This window comes from Paenibacillus sp. FSL E2-0190 (genome assembly GCF_037992965.1).
Taxonomy (GTDB): Bacteria; Bacillota; Bacilli; order Paenibacillales; family Paenibacillaceae; genus Paenibacillus_AQ; species Paenibacillus_AQ odorifer.
On sequence record NZ_CP150306.1, the window covers coordinates 2119292 to 2137082 of the forward strand.

Annotated in this window: 19 protein-coding genes and 1 pseudogene; 16 read left to right on the top strand and 4 right to left on the bottom strand. The window is 40.3% G+C overall.

The window, feature by feature from the left end:
- Positions 1 to 28: 28 nt before the first annotated feature.
- From NST25_RS08975 to NST25_RS09030, 12 genes and pseudogenes are all read left to right on the top strand, one after another.
- Positions 29 to 310: a hypothetical protein gene (locus NST25_RS08975; RefSeq protein WP_076309321.1), complete on the top strand. Its 282-nt coding sequence runs from the start codon at positions 29 to 31 to the stop codon at positions 308 to 310.
- Positions 311 to 955: 645 nt separating this feature from the next.
- Positions 956 to 1966: a hypothetical protein gene (locus NST25_RS08980; protein ID WP_339190291.1), complete on the top strand. Its 1011-nt coding sequence runs from the start codon at positions 956 to 958 to the stop codon at positions 1964 to 1966.
- Positions 1967 to 1981: 15 nt separating this feature from the next.
- Complete coding sequence (locus NST25_RS08985) at positions 1982 to 2470, top strand: SitI3 family protein (protein ID WP_076220186.1); 489 nt, start codon at positions 1982 to 1984, stop codon at positions 2468 to 2470.
- A gap of 668 nt (positions 2471 to 3138) precedes the next feature.
- Entirely contained in the window at positions 3139 to 3372 is a 234-nt protein-coding gene (locus NST25_RS08990; protein WP_305953720.1) for an SMI1/KNR4 family protein, read from the top strand.
- 41 nt (positions 3373 to 3413) lie between these two features.
- Positions 3414 to 3602: an SMI1/KNR4 family protein gene (locus NST25_RS08995; RefSeq protein WP_305953719.1), complete on the top strand. Its 189-nt coding sequence runs from the start codon at positions 3414 to 3416 to the stop codon at positions 3600 to 3602.
- A 415-nt stretch (positions 3603 to 4017) separates the two neighbouring features.
- Entirely contained in the window at positions 4018 to 6123 is a 2106-nt protein-coding gene (locus tag NST25_RS09000; RefSeq protein ID WP_340393818.1) for an EndoU domain-containing protein, read from the top strand.
- A 29-nt stretch (positions 6124 to 6152) separates the two neighbouring features.
- Positions 6153 to 6566 (top strand): hypothetical protein, encoded by a 414-nt coding sequence (locus NST25_RS09005; RefSeq protein WP_076305700.1) that lies wholly within the window; start codon positions 6153 to 6155, stop codon positions 6564 to 6566.
- A gap of 1506 nt (positions 6567 to 8072) precedes the next feature.
- Positions 8073 to 8366 (top strand): hypothetical protein, encoded by a 294-nt coding sequence (locus NST25_RS09010; RefSeq protein WP_339190295.1) that lies wholly within the window; start codon positions 8073 to 8075, stop codon positions 8364 to 8366.
- A 215-nt stretch (positions 8367 to 8581) separates the two neighbouring features.
- A complete protein-coding gene (locus tag NST25_RS09015; protein ID WP_076309810.1) occupies positions 8582 to 8776 on the top strand; it encodes a hypothetical protein in 195 nt (64 codons plus the stop codon).
- Positions 8777 to 8997: 221 nt separating this feature from the next.
- Positions 8998 to 9204 (top strand): annotated as a pseudogene (locus tag NST25_RS09020) (zincin-like metallopeptidase toxin domain-containing protein); the annotation flags it as partial.
- Entirely contained in the window at positions 9204 to 9557 is a 354-nt protein-coding gene (locus NST25_RS09025; RefSeq protein WP_339190298.1) for a hypothetical protein, read from the top strand. The pseudogene NST25_RS09020 and the gene NST25_RS09025, both read left to right, overlap by 1 nt.
- A 394-nt stretch (positions 9558 to 9951) precedes the next feature.
- Complete coding sequence (locus NST25_RS09030; RefSeq protein WP_076281043.1) at positions 9952 to 10290, top strand: hypothetical protein; 339 nt, start codon at positions 9952 to 9954, stop codon at positions 10288 to 10290.
- Positions 10291 to 10306: 16 nt separating this feature from the next.
- On the opposite strand, the gene NST25_RS09035 is transcribed toward NST25_RS09030, so the two are convergent.
- A complete protein-coding gene (locus NST25_RS09035) occupies positions 10307 to 10996 on the bottom strand; it encodes a Crp/Fnr family transcriptional regulator (RefSeq protein ID WP_340393822.1) in 690 nt (229 codons plus the stop codon).
- Between the two features lie 80 nt (positions 10997 to 11076).
- Between NST25_RS09035 and NST25_RS09040 the strand changes: the two genes are divergently transcribed.
- Positions 11077 to 11829 carry an HAD-IIB family hydrolase gene (locus NST25_RS09040; RefSeq protein WP_340393823.1) on the top strand — a complete coding sequence of 251 codons (753 nt, stop codon included), beginning with the start codon at positions 11077 to 11079 and terminating at the stop codon, positions 11827 to 11829.
- 311 nt (positions 11830 to 12140) lie between these two features.
- On the opposite strand, the gene NST25_RS09045 is transcribed toward NST25_RS09040, so the two are convergent.
- The 3 genes from NST25_RS09045 to NST25_RS09055 all read right to left on the bottom strand — a co-directional run bounded on the left by NST25_RS09045 (position 12141) and on the right by NST25_RS09055 (position 15018).
- The gene (locus NST25_RS09045; RefSeq protein ID WP_076301393.1) at positions 12141 to 13340 is read right to left on the bottom strand and encodes an MFS transporter; all 1200 of its coding nucleotides are present in this window, start codon (positions 13338 to 13340) and stop codon (positions 12141 to 12143) included.
- A 66-nt stretch (positions 13341 to 13406) separates the two neighbouring features.
- A complete protein-coding gene (locus NST25_RS09050) occupies positions 13407 to 14024 on the bottom strand; it encodes a sugar O-acetyltransferase (RefSeq protein ID WP_076187110.1) in 618 nt (205 codons plus the stop codon).
- A gap of 37 nt (positions 14025 to 14061) precedes the next feature.
- Entirely contained in the window at positions 14062 to 15018 is a 957-nt protein-coding gene (locus NST25_RS09055) for an ROK family protein (protein WP_081390522.1), read from the bottom strand.
- A gap of 563 nt (positions 15019 to 15581) precedes the next feature.
- On the opposite strand from NST25_RS09055, the gene NST25_RS09060 reads away from it, so the two are divergent.
- From NST25_RS09060 to NST25_RS09070, 3 genes are read left to right on the top strand one after another with little or no spacing between them, the layout of a single operon-like run.
- A complete protein-coding gene (locus tag NST25_RS09060) occupies positions 15582 to 16112 on the top strand; it encodes an RNA polymerase sigma factor (protein ID WP_076187114.1) in 531 nt (176 codons plus the stop codon).
- A complete protein-coding gene (locus NST25_RS09065) occupies positions 16109 to 16933 on the top strand; it encodes a hypothetical protein (protein WP_076187116.1) in 825 nt (274 codons plus the stop codon). Before NST25_RS09060 ends, NST25_RS09065 begins: the two co-directional genes overlap by 4 nt.
- Positions 16923 to 17786 (top strand): ABC transporter ATP-binding protein, encoded by an 864-nt coding sequence (locus tag NST25_RS09070; protein WP_076187118.1) that lies wholly within the window; start codon positions 16923 to 16925, stop codon positions 17784 to 17786. The genes NST25_RS09065 and NST25_RS09070 overlap by 11 nt, the downstream gene beginning before the upstream one ends.
- The last annotated feature ends 5 nt before the right edge of the window (positions 17787 to 17791 follow it).

Here is a 17791-nt window from a genome sequence, read left to right on the forward strand (position 1 = left end):
AAATCAAAATCAAAGGAGAAATGAGAAAATGGCAAAACAAGTACAGGCAGTAGGAAACAAAACTGCGTTTTATTACTCAGGCACAAGCAGTGTATCAGGCAATCGTAAAAGAAATGAGAGGTTAATGCCAGAAAGCACGAGAGTTACGGCATCAGGTGAGTTGAGATACTCTAGCAGTTCCGATCCGCAAGTAGCAACAGAAATAAGTAAGCTACTGGAACAGGCTAATTATTATAACCATCTAGCAGATCAGAAGGATGAACAGCCCAGATTGGAAATTCTTCATCGCATAGTTAGCTTGGAAAGTTAAGAATCTAGATTATGGGGGAATGTCCAGCAAAATGAAAAATGTGTTAGCTCGTCAATAAATGGAACTGGAAGAAACAGAACGAGAAGCTGTATTAATGGTAACCCGAGCAAAGGGGAAAATACGGGAAACGGAACAGTATTGGAATGATAACGAACAAAGTTGACAGAATTGGAGGAGAATAGAGTTGAGTAGGAAGTTTATAAAAGAAATTGAACCATTAGAGGAAATTATTAAGCCGGTAAACGAAGATGGATTTATTGAGATGAGGATGTTATTGAACTAAAGATGGAGGGCTAGACGAATGGCGCAACTAAACCCGAAAGCATTAGAAGCAAGCCATAAGTAAGAAAGAGAGTTCGGAACAGGCGGCAAATGAGTTCATACAACCAAAGAGATTTTACCGCAGTAGGACGGAACCACGAGAGCAAACAAATACGAAAGCCACAGGAGGAAATAGCATAATGACGAAACATGAAGAGTTCTTATGGGAACTGGTGATTTACGAGATCGAAACTATAGCAGAGCTAATACTGATAACCTGTGATAACTAATCGTTATCACTCAAATAGGAAGTATTTCAGTTGCAGCAGCAGCAGAGGGGCAGAGAGTAGAAATTAGAAAGGAGCAATCAGCAGCTCGGTGTTCTTGGATGCGGATAAGGCGACAGACTCCCCCTATGACTTTTTTAACTGGTTAACATTAGGGATAACAGGAGATATTCCGGTCGGGATATATGAAGCAGCCAAAGATCGATCAGAGCATATGTTTGATTCAAAAGAGAAGTTTGCGGATTGGTTAACACTGGGAACAGTGGAAATGGCGAAAGGAGCATTTAATCCAGACGAAGCATGGTCAGCGGATCATTGGCTCAATAGTCTGGGAATGGTAACGTTGTTGTATGGTCCGGTAGAAAAATCTTTGCTTCCTACAGGAGGCGGAGGTCTAAAGCCTCCAAAAGGGTTAGATTCTGTAAAAGGTATTGAGGTACAAAAACCGTTGCCGGCATTTAGCACAAATGAAGGTTTTCAATTCAAGATAAATAATCTAGATATAGATACGCCGGCACTTCCACAGACCCCGATGCAAATCAATTTTAAGAATGAAATGGACCGGATTTTAAGAGAGAAGATGGAAGGGAAGGGTGACAGTAATCATTCAATAAAGGATGTAGAAGTGAAGGCGGTTGAGGGGACGGGTAATGGAGGTTCGGGTGGTAGAACAAATCCTAGTGGTATTCTTGATCCCAATGCGAGTCCCTCTGGTACTAAAACTAAGGTGAATTACAACGATCCAGACCCAGATAACATACGAGCTTTGGAACGTGAAAATGAAGCCGCAGAGATTTTGGCTAAAAATGGATACCACGTAGAGCAAAATCCGAATGTACCGAGTACAATAAAAAATCCAGACTATAGGATTGAGGGAGAAATTTTTGACTGTTACTCTCCAAAACCAAAAACCTCTCCAAGAAATATAGGTTCAAGTATACAAGCTAAGGTAGAAGCAGGTCAGACAGATAGAGTTGTTTTAAATCTCTCTGATTGGACAGGTGATATGAACGCATTGAAGAAACAATTAGCAGATTGGCCGATTACTGGACTAAAAGAATTAATTGCAATTGATGGTAGCGGTAATGCTATTCATCTATTACCATAATAAAGGAGTGGTCAAGTGGCTATTGAGTATTCTCTCAAAACAGAACAAAAAATATCTGAATCCTGTTTATTGCAAGAACTTGTATCAATGGGCTATACAGATATTGATGCAATAGACTTTCCAAAAGGAATTAGAATTAGTCAATTTGAAAAATCACTTGGTTTGACTGTTTACTTAACGGAGTCTGGCGAATATCCGTATAACGCTTATGACACTCAGTTTTTGAGAAGTGAGTTTGTGTATGAAAGTACATTAAGTATTCGCTTTATAAACAATTTATACAATGATGAATCCATTAAGTTTGTGCTATCTCTAGTGTTCAATTTGATGAAAAACAATAATTTAAATGCTTTATTTTTATCGAATGGTGATAATGAATTATCTTTCTTTACCAAAGGACATGTATATTTGGATAATTCATCACATGTCTGGGATAATGGTTGTTTTACTGAAATTCTTAAGGGACATAGATATAGTTATTATGAGGGGAGCTTTTTAGAATAAAGAAGGCACTACCCCTTACCGAATGAATTCATCAATCAACCAATAACACTTATAACCCATGTAAACTGCCACAATGCGAGCTAGCCGCCCGTGTTGTGGCAGTTTTTTGCTCATGGCACTGTAGCGGCGGCTATTTGGTACAGACCCCACCCATTGCCGAATGAACCCATCATTCAACCAATAACACATATAACCCATGTAATACCCGTATAAAGATTTCGCCATTTCGTTTGTACGCACGTAAATGCTTTAATTTTATCACCCAAATAACGCTATTCTGTTACATAAAACAGGTCGATTATGGTCAGATACCACCATGATTGGCCTGTTTTTTGTTGTCTTCGTTTTCTTGCGGTTTTTCAAAATTTACGCAACTGTAAAATGCGCCGCCCCGATAGATAAGCTGTCTAAACCATCGCACCTTCTAGGATGGATAGCCCGACCATTAATATTGTCAGGACTTATCTGCATATTGTCCACAACGAACAACGAATGGACTACTTGCCGGGATGGTTGTCGTGAATAAACAAATCTGGTGACGACCAGTTGACATAGACAGGTAAGGAGACGTTTCGGGCTGAGGATACCCAAAGACAAGTGAATCTTTTAATTGAATTAAAACCTTTATTTCAATCATAATCATAAAGTGAAAATTGAGGGGGGATAAAATGAAGGTTGATCCAAACACAATAATACTACCCTTACCAACGGAAGATCTGTTTAGAAGAAAAGAAGGATTCTGGAGAATTAAGTTACCAAATGATTTTGTTTCATTTTTAGAAGTGAATAACGGTGGTAGACCAATAAATAGTAGTTTTAAATGTAATAATCATGACTATGCTATAGACAGATTTCTATGCTTATTAAAAACACCCAGAGATAATCATATGATATTGATGTAACACTAACTCAAATTGAAGATAGGCTTACCGATAATGAGGATTTGATTGGAGTTGATATTTTACCAATAGCGATTCTATTTGCTGGTGATTTTCTATGTTTAGATTTTTGTGAATCTAGAAATAATCCAAAGGTTTGTGTGTGGGATCATGAAAATTCTGGTGAACTTGATCCAATCAGCTATCATGTGGCAGACAGTTTCGAGGGATTTCTAACAATGTTATCTGAATAGAAAGCATGAAGGGCTATCAAGAAGTGTCGAATAAACCTATGATTTAACCAGTAACAACACATAAAACCCATGTAATACTTCTATAAAGATTTAGGCATTTCGTTTGTTCGTGCAGTAATGCTCGAAAAGTATAACGTAAATAACGCTATAGCGTTCAGTTAACAGGTGATTATAGGGAGCTACTACTATAATCAACCTGTTTTTTTTGCTGTCTACTTATTCGTACAGCAGTGATTAGAATTAAAAAATAAAAAGAAAGGATTTAAAGTAAAATAATGGGAAGTTACGCCGATATATAGGTTAGGTGTGCGCTCCAAATACTTAAGTTTTTAAATATGAAGTAGTACATAAAGACCTGAGGGGTCGAAAAAAGTAGTGCATTGGATGGTCTAAGTGTAAGAACTGGAGGTCATAAATGGCATTGGACAAAATGGTATTTAAAGAAGATGAAGTCGAGCGCCTGCAGACGAAAATAAGACTGGTAAGCCAAGATACTAACCGGCTGTACTTGCAGCTGAGAGGTCAGACCAATAACTGGGGTGGGATTCCGCTGGGTTCAGATTTGATACGAGCTCAGATGCTTATCAACGAACTGACGGTAGAAGCGGAAAAATTGGAAGACATCATTCGAGGCGCGATAAAAGGTGTTCAAGGCGCACAGGATGAGAATAAGCGGCAGGTAAATCAACTTTTTCAGCAGCTCGGTGTTCTTGAGGGGATGTTCGAAAGGTTTGGGAGCGGAAGTGCAATTGGGCAGTCTTCAATTCCGACGACGGCTCAGAAAGCGGTCACGAATCTGATCACCACAATTGCTACTCTGATGGGTTGGGATGAGTTGAATAGTGATCCTATGGTGCAGAAGCTCCAGGCAACTGTTAAAAAGTCAGGATTGGAAACGATCGACTCCATAGCCGCGCAAAGTAAACTGAAGGATATCTACCTGGCGCGGGATCAGATCGCAAAGGCGCAGACAGCCTATGAGGTATATCAGGCGTTTGGAAATCAGACTCAAATGGACGCAATGCATAAGTTAGCGGAAGACGCACGCAAGAAGCTGAAATCCTTGGGTATAGACGAGGTCCAGTACCAGGCGGGTAAGGATCTAAGCACTTATTTTAAGAAACCAGCGGTTAAGGCATGTGATTATGATCCGTCGATTACCAGTAGAAGCATACCACTAGTGCAGAATGAAACGTATCAGTTGCTACTACGGACGGCAATGGAAAAAGGGGAGAAGGGAGCCTGGGCAAAAGGGCAACTGGAAGGCGTTCAAACCACCATGGAACAGATGATTGCTACTGGAGTAAGTTTGGGTGTACACGTGATGACAAACCAAGGTGGAAAGGCTTGGGGAGATGTTATAAAATTGACTTCATCAGTCGCCCAACTGGATTCCTATAATCTGTTTAGAAAGAATAAAACGGAGGAACAAGCAAAACCCGAGGATTCTAAAAATGCCTTTTATAAATCGATAGACAGTTTTAAAGAGATTGGAACGGGTTTTGTAGGGACATTAAGAACTCGTGCGGATAAGGCGACAGACTCCCCCTATGACTTTTTTAACTGGTTAACATTAGGGATAACAGGAGATATTCCGGTCGGGATATATGAAGCAGCCAAAGATCGATCAGAGCATATGTTTGATTCAAAAGAGAAGTTTGCGGATTGGTTGACACTGGGAACAGTGGAAATGGCGAAAGGAGCATTTAATCCAGACGAAGCATGGTCAGCGGATCATTGGCTCAATAGTCTGGGAATGGTAACGTTGTTGTATGGTCCGGTAGAAAAATCTTTGCTTCCTACAGGAGGCGGAGGTCTAAAGCCTCCAAAAGGGTTAGATTCTGTAAAAGGTATTGAGGTACAAAAACCGTTGCCGGCATTTAGCACAAATGAAGGTTTTCAATTCAAGATAAATAATCTAGATATAGATACGCCGGCACTTCCACAGACCCCGATGCAAATCAATTTCCAGAATGAAATGGACCGGATTTTAAGAGAGAAGATGGAAGGGAAAAGTGACAGTAATCATTCAATAAAGGATGTAGAAGTGAAGGCGGTTGAGGGGACGGGAAATGTTCGTTCTTCTGTAATTAGTTCAGAAATGGAAAAGAAAATATTAGATGGGCAAAGAAAACTTCCTACGAAGAATGAGCTGATCGGTGGTCATTCTCCGCAAATCAACAATGTAAATCCTAATTATGCAGTTCAAGAAATAACAGTTAATGCAGATGGAACAAGAAAAGTTAAGTTTACTACTCAATTTCCTGATGGTAATTTATCTAATATTAAAACGAGCACTTTATTCCCGGATTCATGGAGTGATTCGCAAATTATTAATGGTATAAAAGATACTGGTAATACAGCATCCATTGGAGTTCGTGCCTCGGATGGTGCAACTCTTCATAGAGGAACTGTTAATGGTGTTCAAGTTGAAGTTATTAAAATAGGTGACAATGTTGTATCGGGCTATCCAACAGGTGGGGGAGCTACACAACTTCTAAGTGGTTTTACAGCACCTTAACTTGTAATCTGATCCAAAGGAGTTTTTTAATGTTTACAGAATTTGATGACTATCTTTCAGGATATTTCTCAGATGATTATTGGTATGATGAAGGTTTTTCAATTGCACAGGCGATGCTGTTAAAATTCTCCCCACGGGATTGGGAAGAATTATCAAACGGAGTGTTAAATAAGCCAATAGAGTGGCAAAGAAAATTAGCATATTGTTTGCATAATGAATCTAGCATGGATGAATTGAATATGTTGTTAAAACTGCTAAGTACTGAAGATGAAGAGTTATTCGAAATATGTATTGATGCATTAAGAAGTTTTACTAGTACTGAAAGTAAAAAACGGATATTAAAAAATCCTTCAATTCTACAGAGGATTTATGAGTTAATCCCAAATTCGGGGGACGCGACAAAAAAAGTATTTGAAGCTTTTCTGGAGAAGATACAAAGCTGACGATATTATTGGTGGGGGCTACCCAGTGCCGAAAGAATCCATTATTTAATCAATAACACATTTAACCCATGTAATACCCGTATAAAGATTTCACCACTTTATTTGTACGCACATCAGATGCTTTAAAAGTATAACCTAAATAACGCTATTGCGTTACATTGAACAGGTCGATTATGGTCAGATACCACCATGATTGACCTATTTTTTGTTATCTTCGTTTTCTCTCGGTTTTCCAAATCAATTACATCTGATTACTTTGCTAATGGGTGGTGAAACATAGATCGCAACGAGCACGATAGATAGAATGACTACTGATAGTGAGGGGGGCAGTAAAAAGTAGGATGTTGACCGCAACTTTACTGATCGTCGTTACGATAGCTATCTTGTAAATACAATCTGGTGACGACCAGTCAACATATACAGGTGAGGATATGTTTTAGGCTAGCCACCTTGCCCTCTAATATAGTCCGAAATTCGTTAAATAATTTCGGTTTGGGGGCTGAACATGGAAGGAGTACAAGTTTCAATTGACCGTATTGTAGTAGAGTTTACAGATGTATACTGGGATTTCTTTAATCCTTTTCGATTACGTCTTTGTGAGTATTTGAATGCTAAACTTCGATTAATGGAGAAGGGATTCAAGTATCATTTACATGTAAGAGATGATGAGCATTACCTGCATATCTCGTATCAATTGACCTTCGTTCCAAAGCCAAGAAAGAACATGTTAAGAATCGAGTTTCATCCCGATAGTTTAGTTCATTTCTATTCATGGCTAAAGCCAATAAAGGATTACGCCAGAGAAACCCTTTTTGTACGATGTGATGTGGCGTTTGACATTCCGTTACCTATATCAGAATTGTTCACAAGTATCCGGATACAGTCGAGTTTACGACAAGAAACGTCCACTGATGAGTCAGCATAGGAAGGTCATTGAGAAGGAGTTAACGAGGTTTGAAATTGTTTATGTACCAGACGAGAAGAGACCACTTGAAGCTATCGTACAATTTCCACCCCAATTCAACAGACTTTACCTGTGTGCTCATTTGACTTGTACTGAACAACTAAAACCCAAGCTACACTGTTCAAAGGAACCCGATATTATAACGGCAAGGTTAATCTCTGCCGCAGAATACGATCCCTTATTACCGTAAGCAAATTCAGGGACAAATGAAAACTCAGGATGTTATTGACCTGAATGAAGTAGCGTCAGAGAAATGGCAGGAAGCGATAACTCTCCCCTGTGCCATTTTATCCGCTAAGGTTAGTCATCTTCCAATACAAGAAGTTCGTTCAAACTGATATTAAGTTACGGCATATCTGGTACAAGAAGGCGGAGCAGGGCGGCTATACCGGAAGGAGAGCCACCTTTGGCTACAAGGCAAAGAAACGTCAGAAGTACATCCAAGTGGATGAAAGACAAGCCTTAACCGTCCGCAGAGTATTTTAGGAACCATTAAGGCATGTGATTATGATCCGTCGATTACCAGTAGAAGCATACCACTAGTGCAGAATGAAACGTATCAGTTGCTACTACGGACGGCAATGGAAAAAGGGGAGAAGGGAGCCTGGGCAAAAGGCCAACTGGAAGGCATTCAAACCACCATGGAACAGATGATTGCTACTGGAGTAAGTTTGGGTGTACATGTGATGACAAACCAAGGTGGAAAGGCTTGGGGAGATGTTATGAAATTGACTTCATCAGTCGCCCAACTGGATTCCTATAATCTGTTTAGAAAGAATAAAACGGAGGAACAAGCAAAACCCGAGGATTCTAAAAATGCCTTTAATAATCGATAGACAGTTTTAAAGAGATTGGAACGGGTTTTGTAGGTACATTAAGAACTCGTGCGGATAAAGCGACAGACTCTCCCTATGACTTTTTCAACTGGTTAACATTAGGCATAACAGGAGATATTCCGGTCGGGATATATGAAGCAGCCAAAGATCGATCAGAGCATATGTTTGATTCAAAGGAGAAGTTTGCGGATTGGTTAACACTGGGGACAGTGGAGATGGCGAAAGGAGCATTTAATCCAGACGAAGCATGGTCAGCGGATCATTGGCTCAATAGTCTGGGAATGGTAACGTTGTTGTATGGTCCGGCAGAAAAATCTTTATTATCCACAGAAGGCGGATTGCTAAAGCCAAAGCTTCCAAAAGAAATAGATCTAGTGCAAGAGACTATTGATTTTAAATTATGGGAATAAATTCATGTTAGTGGACAAAATAAATTAACCACTGATGGATTAAGAATTATGAGTATCAGAGACATAAAGAAGTTTAAAAGCGAAATGAATTTAAATAATATAAAAGTTATTATGGATAAGAAGGGAACTTTCTACCTGAAAAGGCTGTGGGAGGTTTCAATCCAAATACTGGACAGATCGTATTAAGACCTGATGCTTCTTACTAAAGTGTAGTTCATGAATCTTATCACGCTAAGCACTTTGGAGAACTTGGAAAAGAAAATTATATGAAATTATCGACTTTAGAAAAGGAAGAGTATGTTTATAGAGAAATTATGAAAAATAAAGGTGAATTGAGTATTGAAGAAATATATGAAGCACAAAGATATATATTCAAACTAAGGAACGGACAATGGCCTTTATCGAATTGGAAAGGATTTGATGAATAATGCAAGAAAGAATAAATACTAATCTAACAGCTAACCAAGCTTTGGAGATAGCTCGAGATTATAAGGATAAGTTTAAACTGTATGGAGTTATACATGATGATATAGAAAAGTCTGTTAGATTTTATAATGAGTTTTATAGAATTAAGGGTTGTGTGTGGCTTGTTTTGGCGGATATAACTCCTAAAAATTATGAAGGTGATGACGAAATTACTTTCGTGGTTTCTGATGAAGACAGTGCTGTTGATCATGTGCTAGATCATAATGGGATACCTCAACGTTATCATATACCAAGCAATAGAAATTATAGCGATGAAGAGTTTGAAGCTATCTTTGATGAAGATCATGATGAGTAAAAGAGTCTAAACTCGAGGGGAATCAATCATTTGCCGACTCAATCCATCATTCGAACAATGACACATATATCTCATATATTACCTATATAAAGATTTTTACTATTTCGTTTGTACGCACAATAATGCTTGAGATTTTATAACCTAATTAACACTAAAGCGTTACATAGAACAGGTCGATTATGGTCAGATACCACCATGATTGGCTTGTTTTTTTATATTCATTTTCCGGTGTCGTAGCTTGCGGGTCCATCCAATATCCCTCACAAATAAAGATTTCAAAGGAGTAAAGCACCCCTAAAAGGCTTTACTCCTTTTTAACATTTAGTCTAAGCTATGTTATTATTACCTTATATTTTCCTATAAATAACAAATTATAGAGTTTGGAGGTTTAAGAATGAAAAGTAAGCGTAACTTGATAATGCTGTTATTGTTTGCTTTGACGATTATACTTTCAGGATGTAATGATAAAAAAGCTGCGATATTATCCATGGATGAAATACGAGATCTAGCTCAGCAAGGCGAGGCGTTGTCGTGGAAGGATTTTGAAGGTCATCCCTTTGAAGACGTTGGTTCAGGTTTGTACATCCGTAAATATGAAATTAATGAAAACTACCATGTGCTGGTGGGTGGCGGAAGTGTTAATGCAGCTCCTCTGTATATAAATCTTGTCAAAAGAAACGGAGAAAAGATCGATATCCGTTATGATGACATCGATCATTTTATCCTTAATTAAATGAGGGGTTTTTAGGCTATTCAAATCTTATTCCGTTAGATAATTCATCCAGACTCTCCCAGTCGAGTACAACAATTTCTTGCTTAACTTTATATAAAATTTCCATGTCGGTGAGCCGCTGAATGACACGGTTTAAATGGCGGGGAGTAGTCCCAATCAAAGAGGCTATATCTGGGATATAGGGTGTCTGAATTTCTTTTCCAAACTCACGTTGGAGTTGAATGGTCAATAAATAACTTGCAAACCTTTCCTCTACAGAGCCCAGCAAGTTCGTTCGGGATGCGGATGTGCAGGTTAGAAGCTTGTAGGAGAGATGTTTCAGCAACAAGTCTTTAAACCTGTGGTTATCCATTAGGTCAGACTCAACCTTTTGTTTGGGGATAAATAAGAGGGTGGTTTGTTGTACCGCTTCAACTTGGGATTGGATCACAACCTCCTGCACGTATTCAATATCCCCGAATAATGACAAGGGTGAGCAGAAACGTAATAACAAGGATTTTCCCGTCCCCACACTAGAAGAAACCTTGGTACGCCCCTCCACTTGAAAATAAATTCCGTCCAGCTCATCCCCCTCACGCAAAATGATTTCATCCTGCTCATAGACAAGTAACTGGATTAAAGCATGTGTTGACGTTGTGAATACTTGGTCTAGATTAAATTGTGTAATGTAATGTGATATCAGATTTGGATCGTGAATAGATTTCATCGTTTACTCCTTTTTGGACATCGGTCCTTTCCATTATATCTGAACTCGTTAATATAGAGAAAAAGGGGAGGTTATTAACTGTGAAATTTATTTTTGATTTAGATGGGACGATTTGTTTTAACGGCAAACCTTTGAGTGAATTTATTGTACAAGCCTTGGATTCTCTAATTGAAAAAGGACATGAGGTTATTTTTGCGTCAGCCCGGCCTATTCGTGATTTATTGCCTGTGTTGCCTGCTCGTATGCATCATTTTTCTATGGTTGGCGGGAATGGCGCGTTTATTGCAAAGGGTGGGGAGGTTATTTCGACGATACATTTTGACCCACAGACTGCGGATAACATCCTGAATTTGATTGAAGAATTTGATGCAACTTATTTGATTGATAGTCATTGGGACTATGCATATTCGGGTTCTGCGAACCATCCCATCCGGAGAAATGTAGATCCAGAACAACGCGCCAAAAATGTAACTCCATCAGAGCTGGATGAGATTGTGAAGGTAGTTATTTTGAGCAGTCTGAACGGGGAACAACTTATACATAAGCTGCAAAATCTGCCGATTGTGATCTACCAGCATGGACAAGAAGAAATTATGGATATAAGTCCACAAGATGTGAACAAATGGACAGGACTAAAGAGGTTAGGCATAGAACCGCAGCAATTTATTGCTTTTGGTAACGATGCTAATGATATAGAAATGTTTAGACATTCCGCACATTCGGTTTGTGTTGGCGATCATATAACCTTGGGAGAAGTTGCAACGGAAAAGGTTAGTAGCGGTGAAGAGCAGATTGTTAGAAAAATAATGGAGCTGGTGCGAGGTCTGCGATAATTGTTGGGATGGTGATCACCAGCTCAGAGGTCATTGTTGCGGACTGTATAGTCGCTATTTCAGGATTTAGCTTCATTAGGCGGAGTGTTCGGACTCAGGAGGCGTTATCTAGTCAGAAGACAGCGGTTTTTGCACACAAACAACTCAATAACGACTCTGGGGTTCGAATAACCTCATTTCTGTCTATTTCGAAGCCAATAAGGACATTTGAGTCCGATGGTAGGAGGTTGGTCGCTATTTGCAACAAAAAACCTGCCAAAAAATCAGCAGGTTTTTTGCATGGATGAGCAGAAATAAGTGCGATAACTATTCTAGATAAGTTCTTGGCGGCGATTTAAATAACGATATAAAACACAACCGGATATCGCGCATATAGCTGCACATAAGCCGATAAAACCATACCCAGCTTGAAGTCCACGTAGCAAGCCAGTTTGTGTTTCTGCTCCGTAAAGCCGCTTTACACCTTCGATTACTGCACCTATGGCATAGTTGCCAATCACGCTACCGACTCCCATTAGTGTAACTGTAAAGGTGATGGCAGTGTCACTGCCATGCGGGTACCTTTTTGCGATAAATGCCATAACGGTCGGATAAATCATAGCGATACCTATGCCTGCTGCTGCGAATAGAAACGCGAGCTGTTCCCCACCTAAAATAGCAGCAAACGTACATAAGGCAGAGAAGGCTGAAAAGATAATAAGCGATAGATTGAAACCAATCTTATCTGTAACCGGCCCCAGCAGGAGCCTTGCTAGCGAGAAGCAGAGAAAAAAGGTGGACAACATACCAGAAGCTGTAACTGTATCCCACAAGTATGCTTTTTCCAAAAAATTCACTAGCCATCCACCTACTGCAAGCTCTGACACTACACCGAAAGAAAGAATAAGCACCATCAGCCATAAAGCGGGATCGCGGACCAACGTTTTTAAAGAGATCCGGTCCTCTTGCGGAAGATCGTCACCCGGAAATGTACTGCGCAAGGCAGATAGAATAGGCAGTAAAGATAAGCTTAGCATAATCAGATACATTCCGCGCCAGTCGAGTGGATGGCCAAATATACTTACCGACATGAGTCCTGTTGCCAGCAGTGGAGCTAAGGTTGAACTAAATCCGTAGAAAAAATGGGATAAGTTCATCATCGTCCCGGTATTTTTTACGAAGATGCGTGCTCCCAAAATGGCAAGACCAATCTCCAGCATTCCGTTTCCGATGTACATCAGGAAATAAGAAGCTGAGAAGAAGGGATAGCTGTGGGAGATATAGATTAACACTCCTGAGAATATCATGGATGCAAAAGCAATGATACTGACAGCCTTGATCCCCCACTTCCGAACCAATACAGCTGTAAAGGAGCAGGCGATCAAATAACCTAATGCATTTAGGGATAAAAGGGTGCCGAGCTGTTTCTCGTCCAGATTAAAGTCGAATTGGATTCGCGGAATGGCAGGTCCTTTAATATTTTCCGATATGCCAAACACTATAAATCCTAAAAAGATGGTTGCCAATTGCATGGCGTAAATCTTGTTAAATCCCCCGAAGCGCTTTTTCAAATTGAGATCCTCCCAGAACGGGTTACTTTATTGCTCAATGTCTCTGTAATACTCTTCTTTAAGTTTTTCCCAGTGTTGCTTATCGTCGTCGGTGATTGCTCTTAATACCTTGCATGGGTTCCCCACCGCAATTACATTGTCAGGGATATCCTTAGTCACGACTGAACCTGCACCGATGATTACATTGTTGCCGATTTTTACCCCAGGATTAATTACTGCGTTTCCACCAACCCACACGTTGTTTCCAATGGTAATCGGTGTACCGAATTCAAGCATACTAATACGCACGTCCGCATCTATGGGGTGACCAGCAGTATATACGCCTACCCTAGGTCCAAAGAGAACATTGTTACCAATCGTTACTTTAGCTACATCAAGGATAATGCAGTCAAAATTAGCGTAGAAGTTATTGCCAACGGTAATATTACTGCCGTAATCACAACGGAAAGGAGGTTCAACATATAATGACTCTCCTGTAGACTCAAATAATTGCTTGAGTAGTTCTACTCTATATTCACCTTGTTCTTCCGTCGTATTGTTAAATAAACGAGTGAGCATTCTGGATCTTTTGTTATCCTTTGCTAATTCTTCACCGCCTGCCATATATAGCTTTCCTGCAATCATGTTTTCTTTGTTTGTTGCCATTCGTAGTTCCTCCTGAAGTGTATGTTAGTTTTATGTTTTACCGGCGCTTCTCAACCAGCTGCAACGAGTAGGTTAAGCTTTCCAGTGTGATCGCAATTAATCCGTTCATGTAATGATCATCAGGTTGATCCAGCACAATTAAGTGAGGCATATGCTCCTCTGGAATCACTTCCAGACAACGTTGATAAATCGGCCGCACATTCTCTTGTTTGACTTGCTCTCCTGTGAGAGCTATGGTCTCTGGATTAATAATTGCAATCAGGGACGATATAGTGTGAGCCGCCAAAGGGATGAAGGTATCCGTGTGGTCCAAGCTACTCAATTGCTGTTCACGCGAGATTCCAAACGGTAAAAAAGAGACTTCACCAGCAAATCTGGTATTACCTTTGTGGATATGCCCGTCGATCATCATCCCGGCGCCTGGAAAAGCTCCTTTGATAAAGGTCACCACGACAATAGTTTTATCCTCTTCATAATCCTGCTGTTTATAGAACCCGTAAACGGTCAGATTCATATCATTTTCAATCGTGACTTCAAGCTCGTATTTTTCTCTGAGTAGTGATTCTAAGGGAGCATTAATTAACTCTTTAATGTCACAGATATTAATGACACCTTGGTGAGCAAGGCCGGGAATCCCAATCCCTACTGCCTTGATGTTGTTATATTGTTGGATAAGCGTATCCAGCAGATGGTCGATGGCTGCAGCATCTACGTACTCTAATTCCATCCATCCATGATCCACACGATCACCAACTGAATTGGTCACCGCATAGGTTATGGATTTCTGGCCATCCTCAATTTTGGCATAGATACATGCAATATAGGAAAAATCAGCGTTATAGATAAATCGTCTGGCCGGTCGGCCTCCATTTGAAGCCTCCAGTTCAGTCTCAATGACTTCACCAGTCTCGAGAAGTTCATTCAGGATATTTCCGCAGGTAGCAATACTTAATCCGGTGGCACTTGCAATCGTGGATTTGGTTCCTTCCTTCATCGATTTCAAGGCCTGCTTGATAAGCTCCTGATTTATCTTTTTAACACGAATAGAATTGTTTGCGATTTGGTTTATTTTATTCACCTCTAGACTTTTGAAAATGGTTATTAAAAGTATTATCAATACTATAACTTGGCTCTATATAATTGTCTAGCAATCGACAGTTTTTTATTATGGATTTTTTTGACCGGACATGTGGCTTTTAATCAACCTGCGGTGTCTAATTAAATGTAAGGTCAAGAGGAGGTTCACCATTTACGAAGATTTTCACAAAAAGACCACTTGTAATGAGTGTGCACCATGGAAATTAATAGAATCAATGTTATATAATTCACTAAGATACAAGCTAAAAATGTTCACTCACAATTTGAACCGGGGACATAATCTAGGGAAAATTTATATTCGGCCAGCCAGAACCTTCTGGTTGGTCTTTTTAATGTGATGCGTCTACTTCGTAGGCGATTTCGTTATATTTAGTAGATTGGTAGATTGGTAGATTGGAGGGGAATTAAATCGGGGAGGACAAATGGGTCACAGAAGCGCAGCAGGGCAATGAGGCAGCGGTGGAATTATTAATTCGGCATACCTATAGTGATATTTATCGATTCATCAGATGGAAAATACATAATGACGAATTGGCCTGGGATCTTGCACAGACGGTGTATGAAAAAGCATGGGCCAAGCTTGACAGCTATCAAAATAAACAGGGGAGTTTTCGAGCTTGGTTGATGGCGATCGCGCAAAATGTCTGCATTGACTATTTTCGCAGCAAAGGTGCTCGGCAAGCAGAGTTGAATCAAAGCTTATCTGATGAAATCACAGTCGAAGGAGATTTTCTTGAAGGAATATTAATTCGTGAAGAGGTTAAGCAGGTATACGCCGCGATTTACTCACTGCCAGAGGAACAGAGGGATGCGCTCTTGTTAAGGTATAAATATGAATTTACGTTTACAGAAATAGCTGCCGTAACTGATGAACCTGAATCTACTGTGAAGTCAAGGGTAAGCCGATCGCTGATTAAATTACGTGATTTACTAAGCTATTCCAAGCAAGAGGACATATCCCAACCCCTAAAGAAAGGAGCAGGAAAATGAGGGTTAAACGTAACCATCAAGATTACCTCAATCTGAATTTACAGGATGAGATGACAGCAGAGTCTGTAGAGGAGATCGTGAATTATATCAGGTGCATTCCTGAACCGCCACGCCTTGACGGTTTTGCAGAAGAAGCCATGAGCAGGTGGAGAAAATCCAAGCGGGCTTTACCTGCGCCAGTACCACCCGTTCCTCTATTTGCACGGCAACAGCTGAGGATTCTTTTTTCACAGGGATGGTGGAAAGAGGTTGTGCTTGGTGTGATCTTGTTTGTAGTAGGATATTTGGTGCTGAGTGTTATGGAGATTGTTAGCCCTATGTTCATTCTGTCCATCGTGGGTTGTATTCCTTTACTGGTGGTCGTCTCTCATACGGCTCGGAATACGCTCTGTGGAATGGGAGAACTCGCACGTAGTTTTAGAATTCCGTTGCATCGGTATGTGCAAGCTCGGTTCCTTATGGCAGGGGTGATCTCACTACTGATTAACGTTAGTGTAACTGCTATGGTAACCCCGGTAGGGGGAACGGAGTTTATGCTGCGTATGACCCTGCTATGGTGCATCCCGATCCTAAACAATGCGGCGGTAGCGTTAGTATTATCCACGCTGATACGTAATTTTAGACAATTAACGACCGTACTCTTCATGTTGCCTCTCTTTTGGATGATTTTATTTTCCGGAGAATTTGCAGTGAGATGGACGATGTCGGTCGAGTTATTTTGGTTAATGGGACTGGGCGTTCTGTCGGCAGTGGTATTTAGCCTAGCCATGAGGTTTCAATCCAGAATATTGAGCAGGGGAGGGTTTCTGATTGGAGCTTAAACTATGTAATATTGTACATGATTTCGGCAAAAAGCGAATTTTAAATACGATCAACCTTTCTATGTCACCTGGTGTGTATGGTCTTCTAGGACCTAACGGAACAGGAAAAACGACATTGATGCGTATTGTTGCAGATATTCTGTATCCGACTCGTGGAAATGTACTTTTAGATGGACAAAACAAGGATGATATGGGGGATCAGTACCGGGCTCAGATAGGTTATTTACCGCAGGAACTGGGGATGTACAATCATTTTTCAGCTCGCGATTTCTTGTATTATGTTGCTGCCCTAAAGGGGTTGACCAAGAAGGAGGCGAGTGATCGTATAGAGGTTCTTGCTCAAATGGTTAATCTATCCGGAGAAATGGATAAAAAATGTGGTAAGTATTCCGGCGGAATGAAACGTAGACTCGGTATCGCTCAAGCATTGCTTAATAATCCGGGCATCCTCATTCTGGATGAGCCCACAGCAGGACTTGACCCCTCGGAACGCGTAAGATTTCGAAATTTAATTTCTGAAATATCAAATGAGCGCATCGTTATTTTGTCTACTCATATCGTTTCTGATGTTGATCATATAGCTAAACAGGTGCTACTGATGGGGCGAGGAGAGTTACTTCGTCAAGGAACAATTAAGGAGTTGACCAATGAATTGCAAGGAGAGGTTTGGGAGGCACATGTCCCCGGGCGGTTGCTGGCTCAAATCGAAGAGAATGGAACTGTAGTGAATGTGCAGCAGACAGATACTGGACTAGTGGTTCGGGTAGTCAGCAAGACTTTGCCAGTTGAGAATGCACTGATGGTGAATCCTTCATTAGAAGATGTATATATGCATTATTTTCGGAGGGGATGACACAC

Bases quoted from the DNA above. Each gene is read 5' to 3' on its own strand.
- NST25_RS08975 (WP_076309321.1), top strand. From the start codon at position 29: ATGGCAAAACAAGTACAGGCAGTAGGAAACAAAACTGCGTTTTATTAC.
- NST25_RS08990 (WP_305953720.1), top strand. From the start codon at position 3,139: ATGAAGGTTGATCCAAACACAATAATACTACCCTTACCAACGGAAGAT.
- NST25_RS09000 (WP_340393818.1), top strand. From the start codon at position 4,018: ATGGCATTGGACAAAATGGTATTTAAAGAAGATGAAGTCGAGCGCCTG.
- NST25_RS09005 (WP_076305700.1), top strand. From the start codon at position 6,153: ATGTTTACAGAATTTGATGACTATCTTTCAGGATATTTCTCAGATGAT.
- NST25_RS09015 (WP_076309810.1), top strand. From the start codon at position 8,582: ATGGCGAAAGGAGCATTTAATCCAGACGAAGCATGGTCAGCGGATCAT.
- NST25_RS09025 (WP_339190298.1), top strand. From the start codon at position 9,204: ATGCAAGAAAGAATAAATACTAATCTAACAGCTAACCAAGCTTTGGAG.
- NST25_RS09030 (WP_076281043.1), top strand. From the start codon at position 9,952: ATGAAAAGTAAGCGTAACTTGATAATGCTGTTATTGTTTGCTTTGACG.
- NST25_RS09035 (WP_340393822.1), bottom strand. From the start codon at position 10,996: ATGAAATCTATTCACGATCCAAATCTGATATCACATTACATTACACAA.
- NST25_RS09045 (WP_076301393.1), bottom strand. From the start codon at position 13,340: ATGCAATTGGCAACCATCTTTTTAGGATTTATAGTGTTTGGCATATCG.
- NST25_RS09050 (WP_076187110.1), bottom strand. From the start codon at position 14,024: ATGGCAACAAACAAAGAAAACATGATTGCAGGAAAGCTATATATGGCA.
- NST25_RS09055 (WP_081390522.1), bottom strand. From the start codon at position 15,018: ATGAAGGAAGGAACCAAATCCACGATTGCAAGTGCCACCGGATTAAGT.
- NST25_RS09065 (WP_076187116.1), top strand. From the start codon at position 16,109: ATGAGGGTTAAACGTAACCATCAAGATTACCTCAATCTGAATTTACAG.